The 25,360-nt window shown below is 70.5% G+C and carries 25 protein-coding genes; 13 read left to right on the top strand and 12 right to left on the bottom strand.

Going from position 1 to position 25,360, the window contains the following annotated elements:
* Positions 1-67 precede the first annotated feature (67 nt).
* Positions 68-409, top strand: coding sequence for an ATP/GTP-binding protein (locus ACFY9I_RS32040; RefSeq protein ID WP_391007922.1), 342 nt, complete (start codon positions 68-70; stop codon positions 407-409).
* A 16-nt stretch (positions 410-425) separates the two neighbouring features.
* Here the strand turns inward: ACFY9I_RS32040 and ACFY9I_RS32035 are convergent, their stop codons facing one another.
* The 7 genes from ACFY9I_RS32035 to mce form a co-directional block, all read right to left on the bottom strand.
* The gene (locus ACFY9I_RS32035) at positions 426-1,292 is read right to left on the bottom strand and encodes an ABC transporter permease subunit (RefSeq protein ID WP_391007920.1); all 867 of its coding nucleotides are present in this window, start codon (positions 1,290-1,292) and stop codon (positions 426-428) included.
* Positions 1,289-2,554, bottom strand: a complete 1,266-nt coding sequence (locus ACFY9I_RS32030; protein WP_391007918.1) for an ATP-binding cassette domain-containing protein — start codon at positions 2,552-2,554, stop codon at positions 1,289-1,291. Before ACFY9I_RS32030 ends, ACFY9I_RS32035 begins: the two co-directional genes overlap by 4 nt.
* Positions 2,555-2,722: 168 nt before the next feature.
* On the bottom strand, positions 2,723-3,493 hold the full coding sequence (locus ACFY9I_RS32025) for an ABC transporter permease (protein WP_391007916.1): 771 nt from the start codon (positions 3,491-3,493) through the stop codon (positions 2,723-2,725).
* Positions 3,494-3,497: 4 nt separating this feature from the next.
* Positions 3,498-4,469 carry an ATP-binding cassette domain-containing protein gene (locus ACFY9I_RS32020; protein ID WP_391007914.1) on the bottom strand — a complete coding sequence of 324 codons (972 nt, stop codon included), beginning with the start codon at positions 4,467-4,469 and terminating at the stop codon, positions 3,498-3,500.
* Between the two features lie 247 nt (positions 4,470-4,716).
* The gene (locus ACFY9I_RS32015; protein ID WP_391007912.1) at positions 4,717-5,655 is read right to left on the bottom strand and encodes a cellulose-binding protein; all 939 of its coding nucleotides are present in this window, start codon (positions 5,653-5,655) and stop codon (positions 4,717-4,719) included.
* Between the two features lie 236 nt (positions 5,656-5,891).
* Positions 5,892-9,740 carry a polarized growth protein Scy gene (gene scy, locus ACFY9I_RS32010; RefSeq protein WP_391007911.1) on the bottom strand — a complete coding sequence of 1,283 codons (3,849 nt, stop codon included), beginning with the start codon at positions 9,738-9,740 and terminating at the stop codon, positions 5,892-5,894.
* A 243-nt stretch (positions 9,741-9,983) separates the two neighbouring features.
* Positions 9,984-10,424: a methylmalonyl-CoA epimerase gene (mce, locus tag ACFY9I_RS32005; RefSeq protein WP_257567155.1), complete on the bottom strand. Its 441-nt coding sequence runs from the start codon at positions 10,422-10,424 to the stop codon at positions 9,984-9,986.
* Positions 10,425-10,572: 148 nt separating this feature from the next.
* Between mce and ACFY9I_RS32000 the strand changes: the two genes are divergently transcribed.
* Positions 10,573-11,775, top strand: a complete 1,203-nt coding sequence (locus ACFY9I_RS32000) for an acetyl-CoA C-acyltransferase (protein WP_391007910.1) — start codon at positions 10,573-10,575, stop codon at positions 11,773-11,775.
* Between the two features lie 66 nt (positions 11,776-11,841).
* Positions 11,842-12,798, top strand: a complete 957-nt coding sequence (gene meaB, locus ACFY9I_RS31995; RefSeq protein ID WP_391007909.1) for a methylmalonyl Co-A mutase-associated GTPase MeaB — start codon at positions 11,842-11,844, stop codon at positions 12,796-12,798.
* 384 nt (positions 12,799-13,182) lie between these two features.
* On the opposite strand, the gene ACFY9I_RS31990 is transcribed toward meaB, so the two are convergent.
* The gene (locus ACFY9I_RS31990; RefSeq protein ID WP_391007908.1) at positions 13,183-13,905 is read right to left on the bottom strand and encodes a PepSY domain-containing protein; all 723 of its coding nucleotides are present in this window, start codon (positions 13,903-13,905) and stop codon (positions 13,183-13,185) included.
* Positions 13,906-14,049: 144 nt separating this feature from the next.
* On the opposite strand from ACFY9I_RS31990, the gene ACFY9I_RS31985 reads away from it, so the two are divergent.
* Together ACFY9I_RS31985 and ACFY9I_RS31980 are read left to right on the top strand one after the other, a co-directional pair.
* Positions 14,050-14,718, top strand: coding sequence for a response regulator (locus ACFY9I_RS31985; RefSeq protein WP_391007907.1), 669 nt, complete (start codon positions 14,050-14,052; stop codon positions 14,716-14,718).
* Positions 14,715-16,148, top strand: coding sequence for an ATP-binding protein (locus tag ACFY9I_RS31980; RefSeq protein ID WP_391007905.1), 1,434 nt, complete (start codon positions 14,715-14,717; stop codon positions 16,146-16,148). Before ACFY9I_RS31985 ends, ACFY9I_RS31980 begins: the two co-directional genes overlap by 4 nt.
* 245 nt (positions 16,149-16,393) lie before the next feature.
* Here the strand turns inward: ACFY9I_RS31980 and ACFY9I_RS31975 are convergent, their stop codons facing one another.
* The 4 genes from ACFY9I_RS31975 to ACFY9I_RS31960 all read right to left on the bottom strand — a co-directional run bounded on the left by ACFY9I_RS31975 (position 16,394) and on the right by ACFY9I_RS31960 (position 19,093).
* A complete protein-coding gene (locus ACFY9I_RS31975; RefSeq protein WP_391007903.1) occupies positions 16,394-16,870 on the bottom strand; it encodes a MarR family transcriptional regulator in 477 nt (158 codons plus the stop codon).
* A gap of 138 nt (positions 16,871-17,008) precedes the next feature.
* A complete protein-coding gene (locus ACFY9I_RS31970) occupies positions 17,009-17,806 on the bottom strand; it encodes an AIM24 family protein (RefSeq protein WP_391008075.1) in 798 nt (265 codons plus the stop codon).
* 2 nt (positions 17,807-17,808) lie between these two features.
* Positions 17,809-18,459, bottom strand: a complete 651-nt coding sequence (locus ACFY9I_RS31965) for an AIM24 family protein (RefSeq protein ID WP_391007901.1) — start codon at positions 18,457-18,459, stop codon at positions 17,809-17,811.
* Between the two features lies 1 nt (position 18,460).
* Positions 18,461-19,093: an AIM24 family protein gene (locus tag ACFY9I_RS31960; RefSeq protein ID WP_391008073.1), complete on the bottom strand. Its 633-nt coding sequence runs from the start codon at positions 19,091-19,093 to the stop codon at positions 18,461-18,463.
* A 281-nt stretch (positions 19,094-19,374) separates the two neighbouring features.
* Between ACFY9I_RS31960 and ACFY9I_RS31955 the strand changes: the two genes are divergently transcribed.
* The 8 genes from ACFY9I_RS31955 (at position 19,375) to ACFY9I_RS31920 (ending at position 25,298) form a co-directional block, all read left to right on the top strand.
* On the top strand, positions 19,375-19,719 hold the full coding sequence (locus tag ACFY9I_RS31955; RefSeq protein ID WP_391007899.1) for a DUF3817 domain-containing protein: 345 nt from the start codon (positions 19,375-19,377) through the stop codon (positions 19,717-19,719).
* Complete coding sequence (locus tag ACFY9I_RS31950) at positions 19,716-20,009, top strand: MTH1187 family thiamine-binding protein (RefSeq protein WP_351610576.1); 294 nt, start codon at positions 19,716-19,718, stop codon at positions 20,007-20,009. The genes ACFY9I_RS31955 and ACFY9I_RS31950 overlap by 4 nt, the downstream gene beginning before the upstream one ends.
* A gap of 209 nt (positions 20,010-20,218) precedes the next feature.
* On the top strand, positions 20,219-20,965 hold the full coding sequence (locus ACFY9I_RS31945; RefSeq protein ID WP_391007897.1) for a hypothetical protein: 747 nt from the start codon (positions 20,219-20,221) through the stop codon (positions 20,963-20,965).
* A 6-nt stretch (positions 20,966-20,971) separates the two neighbouring features.
* Positions 20,972-21,679, top strand: a complete 708-nt coding sequence (locus tag ACFY9I_RS31940) for a DUF4166 domain-containing protein (RefSeq protein WP_391007895.1) — start codon at positions 20,972-20,974, stop codon at positions 21,677-21,679.
* Positions 21,676-22,305: a TetR family transcriptional regulator gene (locus ACFY9I_RS31935; RefSeq protein WP_391007893.1), complete on the top strand. Its 630-nt coding sequence runs from the start codon at positions 21,676-21,678 to the stop codon at positions 22,303-22,305. The genes ACFY9I_RS31940 and ACFY9I_RS31935 overlap by 4 nt, the downstream gene beginning before the upstream one ends.
* Before the next feature lie 193 nt (positions 22,306-22,498).
* Positions 22,499-23,008 carry a MarR family transcriptional regulator gene (locus ACFY9I_RS31930; RefSeq protein WP_391007891.1) on the top strand — a complete coding sequence of 170 codons (510 nt, stop codon included), beginning with the start codon at positions 22,499-22,501 and terminating at the stop codon, positions 23,006-23,008.
* A gap of 123 nt (positions 23,009-23,131) precedes the next feature.
* The gene (locus ACFY9I_RS31925; RefSeq protein ID WP_391007889.1) at positions 23,132-23,470 is read left to right on the top strand and encodes a DUF3817 domain-containing protein; all 339 of its coding nucleotides are present in this window, start codon (positions 23,132-23,134) and stop codon (positions 23,468-23,470) included.
* A 127-nt stretch (positions 23,471-23,597) separates the two neighbouring features.
* On the top strand, positions 23,598-25,298 hold the full coding sequence (locus tag ACFY9I_RS31920) for a methylmalonyl-CoA mutase family protein (protein WP_391007887.1): 1,701 nt from the start codon (positions 23,598-23,600) through the stop codon (positions 25,296-25,298).
* The last annotated feature ends 62 nt before the right edge of the window (positions 25,299-25,360 follow it).

Below are 25,360 nucleotides of genomic sequence, written 5' to 3'. Positions count from 1 at the left end.
TACCCCCACCGGGCGCGCGTAGGCTGGACACCCGTCCTGCTCCCTGTATAGCCCCGTGAGGTGTCCCTTGTCCCCGCGTCGCAACCGCCCCAAGGGCGACGGTCCGTCGGGTTCTTCAGGCCGCGGCGCGGATGGCGACCGGTCGGACCGGTACGGCGGCTGGCAGACCAGCGAGCCCTGGCAGGGTGAGGAGTGGAGCGTGCGTCATGTGGCGGGCGCGAGCACGGCGGGCAAGACCTACCGCTGCCCCGGCTGCGACCAGATGATCCCTTCCGGGGTGCCGCATGTCGTGGCCTGGCCCGAGCACTCGGGCGTGGACGAGCGACGTCACTGGCACAAGGCCTGCTGGAACGCGAAGGACCGCCGCACCACGAGGGTGCGGCGGTCCCGTAACGCGCCGAGGTTCTGATTCCCTCGGACTCCTGTCACACGTCCCGCTTCTCCAGCAGGGCCCAAGCGCCGACGAACACGGCCGCCACCAGCCCGAGCATGATCCACAGCGGGTCCCAGCCGGACGGGCCGGACTGGCTGAGCTCCGAGCCGTAGAAGACGCTGAGCTGGCTCGGGATCGAGTACTCCAGCAGGAACTCCTGCACCTCCCTCAGCGACTCCGAGAACATGAAGATCGCGATGACCAGCGGGGCGAGGAAGACACCGAGCATGATGGTGATCGCGCCCGCCGAGTGCCGGATCAGCGATCCCACCAGCAGGGCCAGCAGTCCGAACAGCGCCAGGAACAGGCTCACGCCGACCGTGGCCTTGAACCACTCCTCGCCGTCGGGGCTCGCGGCGCCGTCGCCCTCCATGATCGCCACCTGGGCGAAGCCGACGAACGCGGTGGAGGCCAGGGTGACCGTGAAGCAGAGCGCGAAGAACACGATCGCCTTGGCGACGAGCACCCGGCCACGGCTCGGGCACGCGGTCATCGTAGTCCGGATCATCCCCGTGCCGTACTCGGAGGCGGTGGTCAGCACGCCGAGCGTGATGACGCAGACGCTGCCGATCATCAGCCCGAACAGACCGAGGACCAGCGGGGACTCGCCCTCCATGTTGGCGCCCGTGTTAGCGGCGATGAGCGCGAAGAGCAGGCCGAGGCCGATCACCAGGGCGACGAAGACGCCCAGGGTCCACATCGTCGAGCGGACCGACTTGATCTTCGTCCACTCGGAGGAGATCGCATGGCCGAGGTGCGTGCGCACCACCGGGATCGGCGAGGTGTACGAACCGGCGGGCACCCCCTGCCAGTTGGGGGTCGGCGGCTGCTGGGTGACGGGTGGCTGGGGCGTGCTCATCGGGCGTCCTCGGACTTCGTCAGGTCGGCGGCGGGCGCGGGGGCGGCGGGGGCGGCCGGTGCCGGGGCCGGCGCGGCGGACGGCTGCGCGGGGGCCTGGGGCGCGGCCTGGGCGTACGGGTTCGGCTGGGCCTGCCCGGGTGCGGGAGCCGGGGCGGCGGGCGCCGGGGCCCCGTACGGACCGGCCGGCGGCCCCTGCGGTACGGGCTGGCCCTGCGGCGCGTACGGCTGGCCGCCGTTCTGCGGTGCCGGCGGGGCGTACCAGCCCGGCTGGCCCTGCCCGGGCACCGGCATCGGCGGCTGGGCGCCGGGCGGCAGGGGCTGCTGGAGACCGGCCTTCTGGTCGATCGTCGAGCGGTAGTCGACGGCGCCCTGCGTCATCCGCATGTACGCCTCCTCCAGCGAGGCCTGGTGCGGCGACAGCTCCCACAGCCGTACGTCCGCGCCGTGCGCGAGGTCGCTGATCCGGGGGAGCGGCAGACCCATGACGCGCAGCGCGCCGTCCTGCTCGGGCAGCACCTGGCCGCCCGCCTCGGTCAGCGCGGCCGACAGCTTCTCGCGCTGCTGTGGCTCGGCGTCCGGCGTCCGTACGCGCGCGAAGTCGGCGGAGTTCGCCGAGATGAAGTTCTTGACGCTCATGTCGGAGAGCAGTTGCCCGCGCCCGATCACGATCAGATGGTCGGCGGTCAGCGCCATCTCGCTCATCAGGTGCGAGGAGACGAAGACCGTGCGGCCCTCGGCGGCGAGTGCCTTCATCAGGTTGCGGACCCAGAGGATGCCCTCGGGGTCGAGGCCGTTGACCGGCTCGTCGAAGAGCAGCACCTGGGGGTCGCCGAGCAGGGCGGCGGCGATGCCGAGCCGCTGGCCCATACCGAGCGAGAAGCCCTTGGACCGCTTCTTGGCGACGTCCTGGAGGCCGACGACACCGAGCACCTCGTCGACCCGGCGGGCCGGGATGCCGGAGAGCTGCGCCAGGGACAGCAGGTGGTTGCGGGCGTGCCGGCCGCCGTGCACCGCCTTGGCGTCGAGGAGGGCACCGACCTGACGGGCCGCGTTCGGCAGTTTGCGGTACGGATAGCCGCCGATCGTCACCTGCCCGGAGGTCGGATTGTCCAGGCCGAGGATCATGCGCATCGTCGTCGACTTGCCCGAGCCGTTGGGCCCGAGGAAGCCGGTGACGGCCCCCGGCCGCACCTGGAAGGAAAGGTTGTACACGGCCGTCTTGGCGCCGTAGCGCTTCGTCAGGCCGACTGCCTCGATCATGCTCCGCACCCATCGAACGGTTCAGGACGTCTCGGACTCGTCTCAGGACGTCGGGGCACACGCCCCCGTAAGGAGTAGGAGCTTATCGGGGCGTTGACGGTTCCGCCCAAGGCGAAGTAAAACCTCGCAGGTCATCGGCGTTCGATGTGGCATGTACGTAACCGCACGTCATGCGTCACGCCTCCGCAGCGTCAGATAACCGCCGAGCAGGGCCGCCACCACCCACAGCGTCATGATGGCCAGACCGCCCCAGGGCCCGTACGGGGTGTCGTCGTCGAGCGGGGTGACCACCTGCATGATCCGGCTGCCGGCCTGGTCGGGCAGGTACCGGCCGATCTTCTCGGTGGCGTCGACGTTGCCGAGGATGTTGGAGATCAGGAAGAAGAACGGCATCAGGATGCCGAGCGACAGCATCGGGCTGCGCAGCATCGCCGCGACGCCCATCGAGAACACGGAGATGAGGGTCATATAGAGCCCGCCGCCGAAGACAGCGCGCAGGACGCCAGGGTCGCCGATCCCGGCTCGGTGCTCGCCGAGCATGGCCTGCCCCAGGAAGAACGCGGCGAAGCTGGTCGCGAGCCCCACCACGAAGGCGAGGGCGGTGGCCACCGCGATCTTGCCGAAGAGGAAGGTGCCCCGCTGCGGCACGGCGGCCAGCGATGTCCGGATCATGCCGGTGCTGTACTCGTTCGACACCACCAGCACCCCGAACACGATCATCGCCAACTGCCCCAGGCCCATCCCCGCGAAGCTGATGAACGTCGGGTCGAACGAGAGCCGGTCCTCGCGGCTCATGCTGTCGAACTCGTGCTTCGACAGCAGGGAGAGGAGGACACCGAGCGCGATGGTGACGACCACGGCCAACGACAGCGTCCACACCGTGGACGCCACCGACCGGATCTTGGTCCACTCCGAGCGGACGACCTGGGTGGCGGCCATACTCTCAGCCCTCCTGCTTCCAGTCGCCGCCCCACGCGCGGACGGGGGTCCGGACCGGGGCCGCCGGGGCCCCGTCGTGAGCGTGGTACTCCACCGACTCGGCCGTCAGCCGCATGAACGCCTCCTCCAGCGATGCCTGTCGAGGGCTCAGCTCGTGCAGGACGAGCTGGTGCCGCGCGGCCAGCTCACCGATCCGTTCGGCCTTCCCGCCGTCCACCTCCAGCGCCCCGTCGCCCGCCTGCGCCACCGTGACACCGGCGGAGTGCAGCATGTCGAGCATCCGCTCGCGCTGCGGCGTACGGATCCGTACGTACGAGCGCGAGTTCCGCTGGATGAAGTCAGCCATGGAGGTGTCCGCCAGCAGCCGGCCCTGCCCGATCACCACGAGATGGTCGGCGGTCAGGGCCATCTCGCTCATCAGGTGCGACGACACGAACACGGTCCGCCCCTGCGCCGCGAGGGACTTCATCACGTTCCGGATCCAGTGGATGCCCTCGGGGTCGAGGCCGTTGACCGGCTCGTCGAACATCAGGATCCGGGGATCCCCGAGGAGCGCGCCCGCGATCCCGAGCCGCTGGCCCATGCCCAGGGAGAACCCCTTCGCCTTCTTCCGGGCGACCGAGGTGAGCCCGACCGTGTCCAGCACCTCGTGCACCCGAGCCCTCGGGATGCCGTTGCTCTGCGCGAGGCACAGCAGGTGGTTGAAGGCGCTACGGCCGCCGTGCACGGCCTTCGCGTCGAGCAGGGCGCCGATGTACCTGAGCGGGTCCCTGAGGCCGTCGTAGTGCCTGCCGTCGATCCGTACGTCCCCGGCCGTGGGCCGGTCCAGCCCCAGGATCATGCGCATCGTCGTCGACTTCCCGGCACCGTTCGGCCCGAGGAACCCGGTCACGATCCCGGGCCGGACGGCGAAAGTCAGATTGTTGACCGCCACCTTCTCCCCGTACCGCTTGGTCAGCCCCTCCAACTCGATCATGCGGCCACGCTAGAACGGGGGTCCCGCACCTGCCACCGGAGGGCGAAGCCCTCCAGGGGCGCGGGGAACCGCGCGACCAGCCACGTACGGGTGGCAGCCGCCCGGCGCCGAAGCCGGGCGGGCGGTGCCCCCATCGCCCCAGCGGCACGACTGCCCGCAGTGATGCGGACAGACAGGAGAAACCCGCACCCCCGGGAGGAGATGCGGGCCTCTGCTGCCTGTTCAGGCGTTGGCGTCGGGCGAAGGGTTACCGGGACTGCTGCGCCGGAACCCCACGCGAGATCGGCTCGTCGTCCGTGGCGGGCGTGCCGGCGGCGGCCACGGCCGCGCCCGTCAGCGTCGCCAGCATCTCGCGCACGTTCGTCAGCTGGGCGTTGATGGAGTCGCGACGGTTGGTGAGCGCCGCCAGCTCGCGCTCGGATTCCGAACGGATCCGGTCCGCCTTGGCGTTCGCGTCCGCGACGATGTCCTCGGCCTGACGCTGCGCGGTCTCCACCGTCTGGCGGGCACGGCGCTCCGCGTCGGTGCGCAGCTTCTCGGCCTCCAGGCGGAGCTGCTCCGCGCGGTGCTCGATCTCCGCGAGACGCTTCTCGGCCTTCTGCTGACGCGAGGCGAGGTCGCGCTCGGACTGCTCGCGGCGCTTGGCGAGGTTCGTCTCGAAGTCGGCGGCGGCCTGCGCGGCCTTCGCACGGGTCTCCTCGAAGAGGGCGTCCGCCTCCTCGCGCTTGGACTGCGCGTCCTTCTGCGCCTCGGCACGCAGCTGCGAAGCGTCGCTCTTGGCCTTCTCGACGATCCGGACGCCCTCGTCCTCGGCCTTGGCCTTGCGCTCCGCGGAGAAGGACTCCGCGTCGTTGCGCACCTGCTGGGCCGCCGACTCGGCGAGCTCGCGGTGCTGCTCGGCGGCGCGGCGGGCCTCCTCGCGCAGGTCCTTCGCCTCCTCCTCGGCGAGGCGGAGGATCTTCTCGACGCGCGCGCCGAGACCGGCGTAGGACGGCTCGGCATCGGTCACCGCGGCCTGGGCGTTCTGCGTCTCGAGGTGGAGCTCCTCGATGCGCTTCTCCAGAGCGGTGATGCGGGCGAGCGCGGAGTCACGGTCGGAGACGAGCTTGGAGATACGTTCGTCCACCTGAGCGCGGTCGTATCCACGCCGCACAAGCTCGAAGCCGTAGGGGGAAGTGTCGCTCATGGGGTTCCTGTCGAATGAGACCGGTGAGGTGATAGGTGGAATCCTAGGGGGCGAAGCGGCGTGTCATCGAGCAGATGCACGTTTGATCTGGAGAATGACACCCCTTTTGAGTGGCGACCATCGGAATACTTGCCAGAAACTTTGCATCAAGGCCCTGGCAAGCACAGAACGAGCACAAATGGGTGTCCGTAGAGCCAAGGGTGGCGCGGGAAGATACCCGTAACACCCCGGCTCTGCTAGCCGTCTGACGACTTACCACCCGAACGGGTCGCACCCGCCGCGGCACCCGTCTTGACTCCACCGTCCTTGCCGCTCGACGGGGCCTCAAAAGACTCCAACGCCACCAGGACGTCCTGGACACGGGAGATCTCGGCATTGATGTCCTCGCGGCGGCGAACCAGCACGTCCAGCTCGCGCTTGCCCTCCTCGACCGTACGGCGGGCCTCACGGATCGCCTCGGCCTTCAGTTCCTCGGCCTCACGGACGAGCGTGGACTTCTTCTGCTCGGCCTCCTTCAGGAGACCCTCGGCCTTCTTCACCGCGGCGATACGGACCTTGCCCGCCTCGGAGTTCGCCTCGGAAACGATCTCCTTGGCCTTCGCCGTCGCCTTCTCCAACTGTTCCTCGGCGGCCTTGATGAGTGCGTCACAACGGTCGCCGGTGGATTTCATCGTTTCGGCGGCCTCACGGCGGGCCCGCGTGTGAAGCGCCTCGATCTCGGCCGTGATGCGGTCCCGCAGCTCCTCGGCCCGCTCCCTTATGGCCGTCGCGTCCCGGCGCGCGCCGACCAGCAGCTCGTCGGCGTCCTGACGGGCCTTCTCCACCGTGGAGTTGCCCTCGACGGTCGCCTCGGCGACCAGCCGGTCGGCCTCCTTGCGGGCCGCCCCGACCATCGAGTCGGCCTGGCCCTCGGCGTCCGCGGTGGTCTTCTGGGCCTGGGTCTGAGCCTCGGTGAGCAGCTTGTCGGCCTCGGCCGCCGTCTCCGTGATGAGCTTGTCGACCTGCTCGGCGGCCTCGGAGCGCCGCTTGTTCGCGTCGTTGCGGGCCTCGTCCAGGGTGCGGTCGGCCTCCTCACGGGCGTGCGCCATGAGCCGGTCGGCCTCCGCCTCCGCCTCGGCCCGCGCGCGCTCGGCGTCGGCCCGGACCCGCTCGGCGTGCTGCTGCGCCGAGCCCACCGTCTCGGCGGCCTCGGCCCGCAGCCGTTCCGCCTCGTCGGTGGCCTCGCCGATCAGCTGGTCGGCCTTGGCGACGGACTCGGCCCGTACGCGCTCGGCCTCCTCGTTGGTCTCCCGGGTGAGCCGCTCCGCCTCGGCCGTGACCTCGGTGATGAGGGTGTCGGCCTGGGTGGCCGCGTCCGAGCGCATGCGGTTGGCGTCGTCGCGGGCCTCCGCCCGGGTGCGCGAGGCGTCCTGGTCGGCCCGCGCGATGGCGTCCGAGGCCTCCGTACGGACCCGCTGCGCGTGGTCGGACACGTCGGCACGGATCCGCTCCGCCTCGGCGATGGCCTCCGCGACCGTACGCTCGGCGAGCGCCTTCGCGGCGTCCGTCTCGTCCCGTGCCTCCCGGCGGACCCGGCCGGCGTCCTCCGCGGCCCGCTCCCGCTCCGCGTAGGCGTCGGAGCGGACCCGGTCCGCCTCCTCCTCGGCCTCCCGGCGCGTACGTTCCGCCACGTGCTCCGCAGTGTTGCGCAGCCCGGCGATCTCTTCCTGGGCCTGTTCGTGCAGCCCGGCCACGGAGTCCCGGACGTGTTGCGCGTGCTGCTCGGCCGCCGACACCATCTCGCCGGCGCGCCGCTCGGCCTCCTCGACCAGACGTACGGCCTCGGCCTGGGCCTCTTCCACGCGCTTGCGCGCGGAGGCCAGTAGCTCCTCGCTCTGCTCGCGGGCCCGCTGGCGCTCCTGGTCGGCCTCCTGACGCGCGGAACCGAGGAGTTCCTCGGCCTCGCGGCGGCGCCGGGCGGCCTCCTCCTGCGCGGCGGCCAGTGTCTCCGACGCCTCCGAGGCCAGCCGCTCGGCCGCGGCCTGCGCCTCCGCCCGTACCCGGTCGGCGGTGTCCTGGGCCTCCGACTTCAGCCGCTCCGCCTCGGCCGCGGCCTCCGACCGCAGGCGTACGGCGACGGCCTCGCCCTCGGCGCGGGACGCGGACGCGTCGGACGCGGCCTCGTCGCGCAGCCGCTCGGCCTCGGCCTCGGCCTGCGCCTGGAGCGTACGGATGCGCTCGGCGGCCTCGGACCGCAGCCGGTCGGTCTCCTCGGCGGTCTCCCGGCGGATCCGCTCGGCCTCGGTGCGGGCGTCCGCCAGCGCCTCCTCGGCCGAGGCCAGCCGGGCCTCCGCCTCGGTGTGCAGCCGGCCCAGTTCGTCGGCGGCCTCGGCCTTGCGGGCCTCGATGGCGCGCTCGGTCTCCTCGCGCAGCTCGCGGGCGGCGCGCTCGGCCTCCGCCTTCAGCTCCTCGGACTGCTCCTCGGCCTCGGCGCGGTGACGCTCGGCCTCCTTGCGGGTGCGCTCCAGGGTCTCCTCGGCCTGGCGGCGCAGCGTCGAAGCGCGTTCGATGGCCTCGGTGCGGACCTTCTCGCTGTCCGCGGTGGCCGACTGCCGCAGCTCGTCGGCGTCCGTGCGCGCCTTGGCGAGGAGCTCCTCGGCGGTCTTCGCGCCCTCCTCGATCTGCTGGACGGCCTCGCGGCGGGCCTCGGCGCGGATCCGCTCGCCCTCGGCGACCGCGTCGGAGCGCAGCTGCTCGGCCTCGCCGCGCAGTCGGCGCGCCTCCTCCTGCAGCTCGACCGTCTTGGCGCGGTACTCCTTGGTGTCGTCCTTCGCCGCGCCCTTGAGCTCCTCGGCGAGGTCGTGCGCCTCGGCGCGCAGCCGGTCCGCCTCGGCCTCGGCCTCGGACCGGATCCGCTCGGCCTCCTCGGCGGCGGACTTGATGGTGTTCTTGGCGTCCTCCGACGCCTTGTTCAGCACGTCCTCGGCGGTCTTGGCCGTCTTGGCGAGCTGGGAGGCGGACTCCTCGGCGGTGATCGAGCGGGCCTTCTCGGCCGCCTCGGCCAGTAGCTTCTCCGCCTCGGCCTTGGCGTCCGCGACGACTTCCTCGGCGGCCGACTTGGTGGCCTCGGCCTCCTTGGTGGCCTCCTGGACCAGCCGGGCGACCTGCTCCTTGGCCGTACGCGTGCGCTGCTCGTTGGTCGACTCGGCGCCGGCGAGGGCCTTGGCCGCGTTCTCCTTCGCCTCGGTGACCAGCTTCTCGGCCTCGGCGCGCGCCTCGCGGAGCGCCGTCTCGGCCTCCGTCATGCGCTGCTCGGCGGCCCGGCTCAGCTCGGAGGCCTGGCGGCGGGCGGTGTCCGACTCCGTCGCGGTGGAGGAGCGCAGCTGCTCGGCGTGCTCGGTGGCCTCCTGGGCCTGGGTGGACGCCGCGTTCAGCAGCCGCTCGGCCTCGGCGCGGGCCCGGCGCAGAATCTGGTCGGCCTCGGAGCGGGCCGCCTCGGAGTCGCTCTGCAGCCGCTGCCGTGCCTCGTTCGTCAGCCGCTCGGCCTCGGCGCGGGCGGCGGCCAGCGCCTGCTCGGCCTCGGCCCGCGACTCGTCGACCAGCCGGCGGGCCTGCTGCTCGGAGCGGGCGCGCAGCTGTTCGGCCCACGCCACGTTCTCGTTGACGTGCGACTCGACGGTCTGGCGGCGCTCGGACAGCTCCTGGTCGAGCTGCTGGCGGCGGGTGACCGCCTCCTGGTGCAGCTCCGCCTGGAGCCGCGCGGCCTGCTCGGCGTGCTCCTGGAGGATCCGCTGGGTCTGTGCCCGGGCCTGGCTCAGCTCACGCTCGGCGTCCGCGCGGAGCTGGTCGGCCTGCATCTGGGCCTGGCGGAGCATCTGCTCGGCCTGGTATCCGAGGTCGCCCCCGTCGTAGGCGGGCCGGGACATGAGGGTGCGACGCGCCTCGTGCAGCTTGGCGCGCAGCACCTCGACCTGGTAGCCGAGGTCCTCGGCGTGCTGGATCGCCTTTTCCCGCTCGGTCTTCAGCCGCTCCATCTCGGCCTCGAACCGAGAGAGGTGGTCGACGTCAGCCGCCGGCTCTCGCTCCTGGCGTTCGTAGCCCCGCACTGCGCGGTCCCATCCGTCCCCTGGTCGCAACCTCTGGCAAACGAGCTCCGTCCAACCGCCGAACGGTGCCCCCGGGGCATGGTGTCAGATCAACGGCGGAGCACGGGCTGCCGCCCTAACCCTCGTCCCCCGAAACCTGGAACCCCGGCCCTAGGGCCCTGTCGTCGGAAGGCGGCAGGACCCGGGCCGTCACCTTGAAAGGGGACGGCCGACCCCAACCCTACCGGCCCATATGTACGGGGGTCAGTGCTCAGGTGACTCAACTGGCGCCGAAGTGACCAGTTCTGTCAGTACGCCATGGCAATCCTTGGGGTGCAGGAACGTGATCCGTGACCCCATGGAACCGACTCGCGGCTCCTCGTACAGGACGCGTACGCCCTTGTCCTTGATCGCGGCGGCCTCGCCGTCGACGTCCGCCGTGCCGAAGGCGATGTGGTGGACACCCTCGCCGTTCTTGGCCAGCCACTTCGCGACGGTCGAGTCCTCGCGGGTGGGCTCGAGAAGCTGCAGGTAGGAGGCTCCTCCGTCGTCCGTGCTGTTGATTTTGAGCATGGCCTCGCGCACGCCCTGCTCCTCGTTGACCTCGGAGTGGTACACCTCGAAGCCGTAGGTGGCCCGGTAGAACTCGACGGTCTTGTCGAGGTCGAAGCAGGCGATCCCGATGTGGTCGATTCGCGTCAGCATGGAGTCAGTGCAGCGCTCCCGCGGCGGTTACGCAACGTGCCAGCGATCACACTGACAGCCCGGTGACGGCACGGAGTGCCACTCAGTACATTCGAAGTAAACCCTCGTTCACTCCTCGGCTGTACAAGCTGGAAGGGGATCGCACCTCATGACTGGAACGAACGGCAGGACCTCGGTGATCGTCGCGGGCGCCCGTACGCCCATGGGACGGTTGCTCGGTTCGCTGAAGTCCTTCTCCGGAGCCGAGCTCGGTGGCTTCGCGATCAAGGCCGCCCTGGACCGTGCGGGGATCGGTGGCGACCAGGTGCAGTACGTGATCATGGGCCAGGTGCTCCAGGCCGGGGCGGGGCAGATCCCGGCCCGCCAGGCCGCGGTCAAGGCGGGCATCCCGATGAACGTGCCCGCGCTCACGATCAACAAGGTGTGTCTGTCGGGTCTGGACGCCATCGCGCTCGCCGACCAACTGATCCGCGCGGGTGAGTTCGACGTGGTCGTGGCCGGCGGCCAGGAGTCCATGACCAACGCCCCCCACCTGCTCCCGAAGTCCCGCGAGGGATACAAGTACGGCGCGATCCAGATGCTCGACGCCATGGCGCACGACGGTCTGACCGACTCCTTCGAGGGCATCGCCATGGGCGAGTCCACCGAGAAGCACAACACCCGCCTCGGCATCCTGCGCCCCGAGCAGGACGAGATCGCCGCCCTGTCGCACCAGCGGGCCGCCGCCGCGCAGAAGAACGGCCTCTTCGACGCCGAGATCACGCCGGTCGAGATCCCGCAGCGCAAGGGCGAGCCGGTCGTTTTCAGCCAGGACGAGGGCATCCGGGGTGAGACCACGGCCGAGTCGCTGGGCAAGCTGCGGCCGGCCTTCGCCAAGGACGGCACGATCACGGCCGGCTCCGCCTCGCAGATCTCGGACGGTGCGGCGGCCGTGGTCGTGATGAGCAAGGAGAAGGCGGAGGAGCTCGGCCTCACCTGGCTGGCCGAGATCGGCGCCCACGGGAACGTGGCCGGGCCGGACAACTCTTTGCAGTCGCAGCCGTCGAACGCCATCCGGCACGCCCTGAAGAAGGACGGCCTGGAGGTGGCGGACCTCGACCTGATCGAGATCAACGAGGCCTTCGCGGCGGTCGCCGTGCAGTCAATGAACGACCTCGGAGTTTCCACCGAAAAGGTGAACGTCAATGGAGGTGCGATCGCTCTGGGGCACCCCATCGGCATGTCCGGCGCCCGGCTCGTCCTCCATCTCGCCCTGGAACTGAAGCGACGGGGCGGCGGTGTCGGCGCGGCCGCGCTGTGCGGTGGCGGCGGGCAGGGTGACGCGCTGATCGTGCGGGTACCCAAGGCCTGAGGCCTTCGCTTCTCAGGTGTACGTGGCTATGTGTGGCCATGGGTGGCCACTCGGAACGGAGCTGTGATGCAGGACGTCCCCACGCTGGTGGCACAGGCCAGGGAAGGGCGGCCCCGGGCCGTCGCCCGGCTGATCTCCCTGGTGGAGGGGGCGTCCCCGCAGCTCCGCGAGGTCATGGCGGCACTGGCCCCGCTCACGGGCGGGGCGTACGTGGTGGGTCTGACGGGTTCCCCGGGCGTCGGCAAGTCCACGTCCACGTCCGCGTTGGTGACGGCGTACCGGCGGGCCGGGAAGCGGGTCGGTGTGCTGGCCGTGGACCCGTCGTCCCCGTTCAGCGGGGGCGCGCTGCTCGGTGACCGGGTCCGGATGTCGGAGCACGCCTCCGACCCCGGCGTGTACATCCGTTCGATGGCGACGCGTGGGCATCTGGGCGGCCTCGCGTGGGCGGCGCCGCAGGCGATCCGGGTCCTGGACGCGGCCGGCTGCGAGGTGATCCTGGTCGAGACGGTCGGCGTCGGGCAGTCGGAGGTGGAGATCGCCTCCCAGGCGGACACGTCCGTGGTGCTGCTGGCGCCGGGCATGGGGGACGGCATCCAGGCCGCCAAGGCCGGGATCCTGGAGATCGGTGACGTCTACGTCGTCAACAAGGCGGACCGGGACGGGGCCGACGCGACCGCGCGCGAGCTGAACCACATGCTCGGGCTGGGGGAGTCCCGGGGGCCCGGGGACTGGCGGCCGCCGATCGTGAAGACGGTCGCGGCGCGCGGGGAAGGGGTCGACGAGGTCGTCGAGGCGCTGGAGAAGCACCGGGCCTGGATGGAGGAGCGGGGCGTTCTGGCGGAGCGGCGGCGGGCCCGGGCGGCGCACGAGGTGGAGTCGATCGCGGTCACGGCGCTTCGCGAGCGGATCGGGGACCTCCATGGGGATCGGCGGTTGTCGGCGCTCGCGGAGCGGATCGTGGTGGGAGAGCTGGACCCCTATCGGGCGGCCGATGAGTTGGTGGCGGGGCTGACCCAGGGCTGAGCGGCCTTTTTCTCGCCCCGCCGCCCCTACCCCTTCCCATCCCCAGGGGCTGCGCCCCTTCGACCCCCTCCGTTTGATTTTCGGGTGAGGGTGGGTGGGGGCCGGTCGCGCAGTTCCCCGCGCCCCTGGAGAGCAGGACTGCGCCCACGGCCGTCGCACCGGCCCTGACGACCTCGTGACCCCCGTGGTACGGCGACAGGGGCACCCGGTGTCGGGTGCCCCTGTCGGTGGGGGTGAGGAAGGCCGGTGCCTCTCGGGGGAGTCGAGGTGTCGGTCTTCCCGCTGGGGAGGAGGGCCGGTCCCCGGGTGTGGGGGAGGGGGACGCGGTCCTCCTGGAGGGGGCGGCGGCCTGGCGGCGGCCGGCCCTTCCGGTGGTTCGGGTGGTCAGTCCTCCGAGCGGTCGGCGGTGACCTTGGCGGAGTCGAGGTTCACCCTCCAGTCGCTGCCGGTGCCGTCAGCGGCGGTGGTGTCGACCTCCCAGGCCTTGTCCCTGCTCTCCTCGTCGAGGTCGACGGAGGTCACCGTGCCCTTGGTGGCGGCGGCCTCGGCGGCCTCCGCGGCGGAGACGGAGCTGCCCTTCAGGACGGCCTGGACCCGCTTGGTCTCGGCGGCGTCGTCCCCGTCGTCGTCCCGGTCGGCGTGCGAGCCGAGGACCTTGCCGGTGCCGGGGTCGACCTGGACGCTGTGCCAGGCACCGCCGTTGGTCAGGATGTCCACGTCCCACACCAGGTTGGTGCCCTCGTCGTCGAGGTCGGCGGAGACGGCCGTACCGGCCTTGTGCTTCAGCGCGGCGGTGATGGCGTCGGCGGCGGTGACGTCCGCGGCCTTGGCCTCGGCGGCGTCCTCGGCCCTGTCGTCCGCGTCGTCCCGGGCGCCGGCACCGGTGTTGTCGTCCGTGCCGTCGTTCGTGGTGTCGTCGGACGTGTCGTTCTTGTCGTCCGTGTCGGTCCCGTCGACGTCGTCGCGGCCGTTGTCGTCGTCCGTCACCTGCACGCTGGACCGCTTCACCGGCGCCTCGTCGTCGCCGGTGACCGCGATGGCGGTCGCGGTGCCGCCGCCGATCAGGGCCGCGGCCGCGATGGTGGCGATGACGATGTTGCGCTTCATGGGGTTCCTCCCGGTTACGAGTGATTGCGACCGGCTTGTTGGCTGCCGTGTGCTTTCGACGTGAACCAATCTGCCCGAGCGACTCTGAAGCCGAGCTGAAGGCCCCTGAAGCCGTCTTCAGGTTGGGTTTGCCAAGCTGTGCGCATGCGCCTGTTGATCGTGGAAGATGAGAAGCGGCTCGCGGTGTCGCTGGCCAAGGGGCTGACGGCTGAGGGATACGCCGTGGACGTCGTCCACGACGGGATCGACGGACTGCACCGGGCGAGCGAGGGGTCGTACGACCTCGTGATCCTCGACATCATGCTGCCCGGTATGAACGGCTACCGCGTGTGCGCCGCCCTGCGCGCCGCCGGACACGACGTGCCGATCCTGATGCTCACCGCCAAGGACGGTGAGTACGACGAGGCCGAGGGGCTCGACACGGGCGCCGACGACTACCTGACCAAGCCGTTCTCCTACGTCGTCCTCGTCGCACGCGTGAAGGCCCTGCTCCGCAGGCGGGGTCCGGCCGGCGGCGCCTCTCCCGTGCAGGTGGTCGGCGACCTCAAACTGGACACCGCCGCCCGGCGGGTGTTCCTCGCGGAGAACGAGATCACCCTGACCGCCAAGGAGTTCTCCGTCCTGGAGCAACTCGTCGTGCGGGCCGGGGAGGTCGTGTCGAAGGCCGACATCCTGGAGCACGTCTGGGACTTCGCCTACGACGGTGACCCGAACATCGTCGAGGTCTACATCAGCGCCCTGCGGCGCAAGCTCGGCGCCGAGCTCATCAAGACCGTACGCGGCGCCGGATACAGACTGGAGGTCCGCGCATGAGGCGCCGTCTGGGCTCGGTGCGGGCCCGCGCCACTCTCGCCGCGACCCTCGTCGTCGCCGTCGCCCTGGTCGCCGCCGGCGCGGCCGTACTGCTCTCGCTGCGCTCCAGCCTCATCGACCAGGCGGACGCCGAGGCCGACTCCGTGGCCCGCAACGCCACCTCCGAGCTGGCATACGGGTTCGCCTACCGCGATCTCACCCTGCCGGACGGCGACGAGAACCCCGTCGCGGTCCTGGACCGGAAGGGGAAGGCGGTCGCCCTCGGCGAGGACGTCGAGGCCATGGACGTGACCGAGATAGAGTCCGACCGGCTGAACTCCACCGACAACGACGACGCCGGTGACGCCGACGACGCGGACGAACGCGCGGACGAGCAGAACGAGGACGACCTCTCCGCCGGCCGGACCGCCGACGAGACCCGGTACGGCGAGGGCACCGCGACCGTCGAGGGCGACACGAAGACCTATCGGTTCGCCGCGGTCGACGTGGTCACGAAGGGGGGAGCGCCGCTCACCGTCTACGCGGGCGCCCCTCTCTCCACCGAGAAGGACGCCGTCGGCACCGCGTTGACGGCGATGCTCATCGGGCTGCCGCTCCTGCTGCTGACGGTCGGCGGGGTGACGTACGTCGTCACCAGGCGGGCCCTGCGCCCGGTCGAGGGCATCCGTTCCGAGATGGCGGCCATCACCGCCTCCGAGGACCTCTCCCGGCGCGTGCCAGAGCCGGACACGCACGACGAGGTCGCCCGGCTCGCCCGGACGACGAACGAGACGCTGGCCGCGTTGGAGGCCTCGGTGGAGCGGCAGCGCGCGTTCGTCGCGGACGCCTCGCACGAGCTGCGCAGCCCGATCGCCTCGCTGCGCACCCAGCTGGAAGTGGGCGCGGCGCACCCGGAGTTGCTGGACCTGGACGGGGCGGTCGAGGACACCGTACGACTGCAGAGCCTCGCCGCCGACCTGCTGCTGCTCGCCCGTCTGGACGCGGGGGAGCGGCCGCCGGCGGACGCGCGCTTCGATCTGGCGGAGGTCGTACGAGAAGAGGTCTCCTCCCGGCAGGGTGTGACCCTGGACGCCGTCGGGTCCGTGGAACTGCGCGGCTCGCGCGTCCAGATCTGCCGCGTCCTCGGCAACCTGCTGGACAACGCCGGCCGGCACGCCCGCGACCGCGTCGCCGTCACCCTGCGCACCGACGCCGACTGGGCGATCCTCCAGGTGACCGACGACGGCTCCGGTGTCCCCCCGGCCGACCGCGACCGCATCTTCGAACGCTTCGTCCGCCTCGACGAGTCCCGCGCGAGGGACGACGGCGGCGCCGGCCTGGGCCTGGCGATAGCCCGCGACATCGCCGTACGCCACGGAGGCACCCTGACAGTCACGGACGCCCCCGAAACCGGCGCACTCTTCGAACTCCGGCTACCCCGACACCTCTAGGGGCGCGGGGAACTGCGCGACCGGCCCCGACGATCCTGCGGTCAAATCCGCATCCGCCAGTATGGGTGGCCGCCCTTCCGGGGCCCTTTGGCGGTCGCGCACGCTGGGGAGGCGGTTCCTTCTTCGAACTTGGGCTACCTGGGCCATCCCAGGGGCGCGGGGAACTGCGCGACCGGCCACGACGATCCCGCAGCCAAAACGACGCCCGCAGCCCCCGACGCCCACACACCCACCCCAGCGGAGCGCTACGGCTTGCCGCGATGCGCCCGCAGATGCTCGGCGACAGGCGCCAGCGACTTGTGCAGGTCCGCCAGCGCCTCCTCCTGCAGCAGATCGATGAAATGCCGCCGCACCGACGCCACATGGTGCGGCGCCACCCGCTGCATCGTCTGCATGCCGTGCTCGGTCAGCACGGCGAACAGCCCTCGCCGGTCGGACTCGCAGCTCTCCCGGCGCACCAGATCCGCGTTCTCCATGCGCGTGACCTGGTGCGAGAGGCGGCTCTTGGACTGGAGGGTGGCGGAGGCGAGGTCGCTCATCCGCATCCGCCGGCCCTCCGACTCGGAGAGGTTCACCAGGATCTCGTAGTCGTTCATTGTCAGGCCGAACGGCTGCAGATCCCTTTCGAGCTGGTGCATCAGCAGCCTGTTGACGTCCAGATGGGTGCGCCAGGCGCATTGCTCCGCATCGGTCAGCCAGCGCGTGGCCGTCTCGGTCTCCATGAATGAAGTCTACCTAAAATGTTGAAAGGCGAACTAGTGAGGGTTTCTGGTGGTGCTGGTCGTACGGACAGGGCAGGTCTTACGAGTTGGAGCACGGCGACGTGCACACGTTCGATGTCACACTCCGCAGACTACCGCTCACAGCCCGAAGCGACGCTGGAGATCACCGAGCTGTCCGGGAAGACGCGGTGCGCCGGCCTGTGATCCGTGGTGACCCGGTACCCCACCCCCACCGGGCACCCCCGGCTCGTGCGGGACCATCCCCGTGGCCTGCTCGGCCATGAGGGTCTCGGAGGACTGGAGCAGCACCGTGCCCGCCCCGACGAACTCGAACTGGTGCTCTTCGCCGGAGGCGCCGCCGAGCCCCGTCATCGCTCGTAGGCCGCCCATCAGACCCGTCATGTAGCCGTGGTCGTAGTGGTGGCAGGGAGAGGGGCAGTCGGCCCACCCGACGAGGGCCTGCGGGTCCACCCGGATGGGGGGTTCCATGAACACCACCGGGCCGTTGGAGGCGGCCACGAACTTGCCCGTGCCGATGAGGGTCAGGAAGCCCGGAACGATCGACTGTTTGAGCGCGAGACTTGGCTGAAACGCGAGGAGGTTGCCCGAGCGAATGGTCAGGTTCCCGTCCTCCAAGTCATATGAATTGACGTCGAAGGCGCGGTCGGCGAGGAGCATCTTCCCGGAACCCTGGGCCACGACCCAGTCGCTCGCGTGCAGAGGCGAATGGAACGAGGAGCGGACGAGACGGTCGAGCCCGCCGTGCCCGATGCCGTTGAACTCCATCTGGCCGTAGTAGGCGATCATCTTGCCCTTCTGCAGGAACCACTGGCTCCCCTTGAGCTCCACGCAGAAGGTGTAGTTGTTGACGTTGTCGTCGCTCGGCAACGTCATCGGGTCGAAGACGGTCGGGCCGGCGCCCGGAGCCCCGTACATGCTCACAGCTTCTCCTCCGAGGCCTGGACGTACACCGCACCACTGCCGCTCAGCTCCAGCTGGAACGCCTCGCCGGAGCCCCGGCCCACCATGTCGCGCCAGCCGAGCGCGGTGGAGAGCTTGTTGCGTACGTCGCCGTGGTGCGCCACGTACGCCTGCGGGTCCACATGTACCGGCCGCTGGGGGGTGATCGGGACCTCGATCACACCGCCGTGCGCCATGACCGCGACGGCCCCGTGCCCCTGCAGGGTGGTGGTGAACAGGCCCTGGCCGGTCACCTGACCCCGCACCATGCCCATGACCCCGCCCTGCGAGCCCATGAACATCGTGCCCTGCTGCAGGGTGCCGTCGAAGGCGAGCAGACGGTCGGCCTCGACGTAGAGGGTCTCGCCGGTCAGGTTGATCACCTGGATGTGGTGACCGCCGTGCCCGAACAGCACCGTGCCGCTGCCCTCGACCGTCATCAGCGGCGTCGCCTCGCCGGCCACCCGGCGGCCGATCATCGAGGCGATACCGCCCTGGCCTCCCTGCATGTTGGGCGTGAACGACACCTCGCCCTTGTAGGCGAGCATCGCGCCGCGCTGGCTGAACAGCCGCTGGCCCGGCATCACGGTCGCCTCGATCATCTTCGAGTTGATCTCTCGGAAGGCCATGTCACACGTCTCCCGCGACCGTGTTGCGCTCGCTGGGCTGGACGTAGACGAGTCCGTCGCCCTCGAAGCGGATCTGGAAGGCCTCGCCGCCGCCCTCGCCCATGAACGTGCGGAACGTCACACCGGACTGGAAGGACTGCTGGAGGTCGCCCTGGTGGGCGATGTACGCCCCAGGGTCCACCGTCAGCGGGTACTGGCGGCTCACCCGAAGCACCACCGCCGGGCCGTCGGACATGATCGCCGCCTGGCCGTGGCCCTCGACGGTCGTCGTGAAGAGCCCGTTGCCCTGCGAGGCGCCGCGCAGCCCCGTGAAACTCGTGCCCGTCCGCAGCCCGGAGTCCGTCGCGAGCAGATTGCTCGACTCCACGTACAGCTTGTCCCCCTGAAGATTCACGAGGTTGATCTCCGAGGCCCGGTCCGCGAACCAGCACGTCCCCTGCCCCGTCACCTCCATCAACGTCATCTGCTCACCCGTGAGACGCCGCGTCACCATCCCCCGCAGGCCCTCACCACCGCCGCTCAACTTCTTGAACGACATCTGACCGTCGTAAGCGACCATCGAGCCGTTCTTCGCCTTCACGGCGTCCCCGGTCATGTCGACGGCCAGCACCTTGCTGCCTTGAAGTCGGAACATTGCCACGGGGTGACGGTAACCGTCCGATGGCCGGACAGGACAGGTCCCAGAGGTGGATCTCGACCCCGAAGGGACCCCTAGGGCGACCCGGAGTTGACGGATGCCAGAATGGACCCGCGCTTGTGCTTCCGTTCACAAGTAGCGCGAGCGGACCCGACGACGGAACGACAGAGGGCCGGCGAGCGGACTTCCCGGGAAGCGACAAGTGAAGCGACGCCCCGACGACTCGCCAGCCGATCCAGCCGATCAGCCGATCCGGCCGACCTCACCGAAGGTGACCCGTGGACCTACAGACCGTCTCCGCCCTCCGCCGCCTGCGCCTCGTCTCAGCCCCCGAGGCCGTCTCCTTCCTGCTGCTGCTCGTCTGCTCGGTGCTCAAGCGCACCACGGAGTTCAACGCGGTGCCCGTCATGGGCTGGGTCCACGCCATCCTCTTCATCCTGTACCTGATCTTCTGGGCCGACGCCTGGAACCGCACCAAGTGGCCCCTGAAGACCGCCGCGCTCTACTTCGCCCTCTCCGTCCTGCCCGCCGGCGGCTTCTTCGCCGACCGTAAGCTCCGCCGCGAGGCCGAGGACGCGGTGATCGCGACCCGTGCCCGCAAGGAAGGGATCGTGAACGCGTGATCGTCGCCTTCTCCGTGACCCCGCTGGGTGTCGGCGAGGAGGTGGGGGAGTACGTCGCCGACGCCGTACGGGTCGTCCGTGCGTCGGGGCTGCCCCACCGCACCGACGCGATGTTCACCTCGATCGAGGGGGAGTGGGACGAGGTGATGGACGTCGTACGGCGTGCCGTCGCCGCTGTCGAGGAACGGGCGCCCCGGGTCTCGCTGGTCCTCAAGGCGGACATCCGGCCCGGTGTGACGGACGGTCTCACGTCGAAGGTGGAGACGGTGGAGCGACACCTGTCCGCGTGAACCGCCGCCATCACGCGCGGCCGTACGTCGTACGTGGTACGTCGCACGTCGCATGGCGCACGGCGTACGTCTTACGGAAGACCCCGGTTCCTCAGGGCCGGGGTTTTTCTGTGTCCCACTGTTTGAGCGATCGCTCAAAGCGGTGTACGGTCGTGGCAGTCGTCACTTGAGCAGTCGCTCAAAAACCTCGTGTACCTGGGGGAACGCGGATGGGGCTCTACGTAGAGGCGCGCATGCGGGCCGATCTCGACGCGGTGTGGGCGCGCACCCAGGACCCGGCCCTGCACCAGCGCTGGGACCTGCGCTTCACCGAGATCGACTACCTGCCGGGCGCGGAGGGCGAGCCGCAGCGCTTCCGGTACGCCACCCGTGTGCTTCCCGGCCTGACCGTCTCCGGCACCGGGATCTCGGCCGGCGAGAAGGAGCGGCCGGACGGCACCCGGACCTCGGCCCTGCGGTTCGCCTCGCCGCACCCGCTCTCGCTGATCGCGGAGGGCGGCGGCTACTGGCGTTACGTCCCGGACGGCGAGGGGGTCCGCTTCCTCACGGGCTACGACTACCGCCCCCGCTGGGGCCGCCTCGGCACGATCGCCGACCGGCTGCTGTTCCGGCCCCTCATGGGCTGGGCCACGGCCTGGTCCTTCGACCGTCTGCGTCTGTGGGTGGAGCGGGACATCACCCCCGAGCGGGCCCTGCGGCGCTGGCTGGCCGAGGCCGCCGTACGCGCGGTGACCGTCGTAGCGGCCTGCGCCGTGCCGGTGTACGGGGCGCTGGTGGGCCCGTGGGGCCCGCCGGCCTCTCCGGCGCTCTTCGTGACGCCGGTCCTGGCCGTGTCGGCGGCCCTGGCCGCCCTGCTGGTGCCTTCCCTGCCCGGCACTCCGTCCGCCCGCCGGTGTCTGCGGAAACCGCCCGCACGCACGCGTGCCCCTCGTCTGCTCGCGACCCTGAAGGGATAGCCGATCATGAACACCACGATCCGGGCGGTCTCCGCGCCCTCGATCTTCCGTACGGTCATGGGCGCGGACTTCGACCGGCTGCACCCCGAGTTGCGCCGGAGGTTCTCGGTCGGCCTGGCGAGCGGCGAGGCGTGTGTCGGACGGGGCGTGATGGACCGCATCTGGCACGGGCGGGGCCTGGTGAAGCCGTTTCTGGCGCTCGGCGGCACCCGCAACATCCTCGTCCCGCGCGAGGGGCGCGACGTCCCCTTCGTCATCGAGAACGTGCCGTACCTCGACAGTCACGGCCGTGAGACGGTGACGTTCGTGCGTACCTTCGACCTGCCCGGCCGGGCCCGCCGGTTCGACGCCCAGATGGTGCTGAGCCCGAAGGGCGACCGTGTCCTCGACTACCTCGGCACCCACCAGCACCTCGCCAGCGACCTGCACTTCGGCGCGGAACCCGACGGGTCGCTGCTGATCCGTTCGGGTGAGCACCGGTTCCGGGAGGGGCCGGTGGACATGCGTGTTCCCGAACTCGTCGGGGGCGAGGCGGAGGTGCGGGAGCGGTTCGACGAGCGGACGGGGCGTTTCCGTATCCGGGTGCGGGTGGTGAACCGGCGCTTCGGGCCGCTCTTCGGGTACGAGGGCTCCTTCGCCGCCTCGTACCAGGACGTCCGGGTGTGCGGGGTGCGGCCCGGTCTGCGGCCGGTGCGCGAGGAGGCGCGGGCGTGAGTGAGGCGACCCGGGCGAAACTGCTGGAGGGCGCCCTGCGGACGCTCGTCGAGCAGGGGATCGCCAAGACCTCCGCCCGTACGATCGCCGCGACCGCCGGGGTGAACCAGGCGCTCGTCTTCTACCACTTCGGGTCCGTGGACGAGCTGTTGGCGGCGGCGTGCCGGCACGGGGCGGAGCAGCGGGTCGCCCGGCATCGGGAGCGGCTGGCGACGATCGGGTCGCTCGCGGAGCTGCTGGCGTTCGGGCGAGAGATGCACGCGGAGGAGCGGGCGGAGGGGCATGTGGCTGTGCTGGGGCAGCTGCTCGCCGGGGCGCAGACACATGCCCGGCTGGTGCCGGCCACCGCGGCGGGGCTCGATCTGTGGATCACGGAGATCGAGGGGGTGTTGCGGCGTGTGCTGGCGGCCTCGCCGCTAGGGGAGTACGCGGACGCGGCTGGGTTGGCTCGGGCTGTGGCGGCGTCGTTCGTGGGGTTGGAGTTGTACGAGGGTGTCGATCCGGACGGTGCGGAGGCGGCCCTCGGCGCGCTCGAACAGCTCGCGGCGCTGGCTGCCGCGCTCGACGGTCTGGGGCCGGTGGCCCAGCGGGCGGTTCGGCATCATCTTCGGCGTACGGCGCGCTGAGCCCGGTTCTTCGGCTCCGGGTGGGTGGGGTCTTGGGGGCTTTGGGGGCTTGTCGCGCAGTACCCCGCGCACCTGGAGAGGCGGGGCTGCGCCCCTGCTCTCGGCGGCGCGACCAGCCCCACCCGTCATCGGTCGAAGACCGAAGGGCGAGACGGGGCTGACCAGCATGTGACCGGCCGGTAAGGTCGTTGCCGTGCCGAAGCCGCTCAGCCTCTCCTTCGACCCCATCTCGCGCGCCGACGAGCACTGGAAGCAGCGCTGGGGAAACGTCCCGTCCATGGCCGCCATCACCTCGATCATGCGCGCCCAGCAGATCCTGCTGGCGGAGGTCGACGCGGTGGTCAAGCCGTACGGGCTGACCTTCGCGCGCTACGAGGCCCTCGTGCTCCTCACCTTCTCCCAGAAGGGTGAGCTGCCGATGTCCAAGATCGGCGAGCGGCTGATGGTGCACCCCACCTCCGTGACGAACACGGTCGACCGCCTGGTGAAGTCGGGTCTCGTCGACAAACGGCCCAACCCCAACGACGGCCGCGGCACCCTCGCCTCCATCACCGACAAGGGCCGCGAGGTCTGCGACGCAGCCACCCGCGACCTCATGGCCATGGACTTCGGTCTCGGCACCTACGACGCCGAGGAGTGCGCCGAGATCTTCGCCATGCTCCGCCCTCTCCGGGTGGCCGCGGGGGACTTCGAGGAGAGCTGAAGGGCGGCCGAGAGACGGCCGGGAGCCGGCTGAGATGCGGCCGAGATGCGGCCGAAGGGGCAGCTGAGAGGCGGCCGAGGGTCGCTCGAAGATCGTTCGAAGCCGGTGGTTACGCTCGTACGCATGAAAAAGAGCGTGCTGACCCGCTATCGCGTCCTTGCCTATGTCACCGGTGTGCTGCTGATCCTGCTGACCCTGGGCATGATCGGCAAGTACGGGCTGGAACTGGACGGAGCCGCGGACTTCACGTATGTCGTCAGCCTTGCCCATGGCTGGCTGTACGTCCTGTACCTGGTCTTCGCCTTCGATCTCGGTTCCAAGGCGAAGTGGCCGGTCAAGAAGCAGTTGTGGGTGTTGCTGGCGGGCACGATCCCGACGGCCGCGTTCTTCGTGGAGCGCCGCATCACCCAGGAGTTGGAGGGCAAGGTCACGGACGGTTCGCCCGTGGCTGCCAAGGGATGAGGCTCTGCCCCGCCTGCTGAACCACGGCCTCCGCCGCGCCGCTGGCGCCCGTCTGTCACCGCCGTACGAGTGTGTGTACGGCGGTCTGCCATCGACATTTACTAGGACGTCCAAGTAAATTGGTCCCATGGACGCTGACGCCATCGAAGAGGGACGCCGACGCTGGCAGGCTCGTTATGACGCCGCGCGGAAGCGGGAGGCCGACTTCACGACGCTTTCCGGTGATGCCGTGGAGCCCGTGTACGGGCCGCGGCCGGGGGACGCGTACGAGGGGTTCGAGCGGATCGGGTGGCCGGGTGAGTATCCGTTCACGCGCGGGCTGTATCCGACGGGCTACCGGGGGCGGGCGTGGACGATCCGGCAGTTCGCGGGGTTCGGGAACGCGGAGCAGACCAACGAGCGGTACAAGAAGATCCTCGCCGACGGGGGCGGGGGCCTGTCCGTGGCGTTCGACATGCCGACGCTCATGGGGCGGGATTCCGATGACCCCCGGTCCTTGGGGGAGGTCGGACACTGCGGGGTCGCCATCGACTCCGCCGCCGACATGGAAGTGCTGTTCAAGGACATCCCGCTGGGGGACGTGACCACGTCCATGACGATCAGCGGGCCCGCCGTCCCGGTCTTCTGCATGTACCTCGTCGCCGCCGAGCGGCAGGGCGTCGATCCGGCCGTGCTCAACGGCACGCTCCAGACCGACATCTTCAAGGAGTACATCGCGCAGAAGGAGTGGCTCTTCCAGCCCGAGCCGCATCTGCGGCTCATCGGGGATCTGATGGAGCACTGCGCCGCCGAGATCCCGGCTTACAAGCCGCTGTCCGTGTCCGGGTACCACATCCGTGAGGCGGGAGCGACGGCCGCGCAGGAGCTGGCGTACACGCTCGCGGACGGGTTCGGATACGTCGAACTGGGGCTCAGCCGTGGGCTGGACGTCGACGTGTTCGCGCCGGGGCTGTCCTTCTTCTTCGACGCGCACGTCGACTTCTTCGAGGAGATCGCCAAGTTCCGTGCGGCGCGCAGGATCTGGGCGCGGTGGATGCGGGACGTGTACGGGGCGCGGACGGACAAGGCGCAGTGGCTGCGGTTCCACACGCAGACCGCCGGGGTCTCGCTGACCGCGCAGCAGCCGTACAACAACGTGGTGCGTACGGCCGTGGAGGCGCTGTCGGCGGTGCTCGGCGGGACCAACTCCCTGCACACCAACGCGCTGGACGAGACGCTGGCCCTGCCGAGCGAGCAGGCGGCGGAGATCGCGCTCAGGACGCAGCAGGTCCTGATGGAGGAGACCGGGGTCGCCAACGTGGCCGATCCGCTGGGCGGTTCGTGGTACGTCGAGCAGTTGACGGACCGGATCGAGGCCGACGCGGAGAAGATCTTCGAGCAGATCAGGGAGCGGGGGCTGCGGGCGCATCCGGACGGGCGGCATCCCATCGGGCCGATGACGTCGGGGATTCTGCGCGGGATCGAGGACGGGTGGTTCACCGGGGAGATCGCGGAGTCGGCGTTCCGGTACCAGCAGGCCCTGGAGAAGGGTGAGAAGCGGGTGGTGGGGGTCAACGTCCATCACGGCTCCGTGACCGGGGACCTGGAGATCCTGCGGGTCAGTCATGAGGTGGAGCGGGAGCAGGTGCGGGTGCTCGCGGGGCGTAAGAGCGGGCGGGACGACGCGGCTGTGAGGCGGGCGTTGTCGGTGATGCTCGAGGTCGCGCGGGGTGGGGGGAACATGATCGGGCCGATGCTGGACGCGGTGCGGGCCGAGGCGACGTTGGGGGAGATCTGCGGGGTGTTGCGGGAGGAGTGGGGGGTGTATACGGAGCCGGCGGGGTTCTAGGGGGTGGGCTCGGGCGGCGGGGGGCCGGTCGCGCCGTTCCCCGTGCCCCTCGCGGGGTGGCT

Source organism: Streptomyces sp. NPDC012510, from assembly GCF_042955065.1.
Lineage (GTDB): Bacteria > Actinomycetota > Actinomycetes > Streptomycetales > Streptomycetaceae > Streptomyces.
Note: the sequence above shows the minus strand (reverse complement) of the source record. Positions and strands in the feature narration are given on the sequence as shown.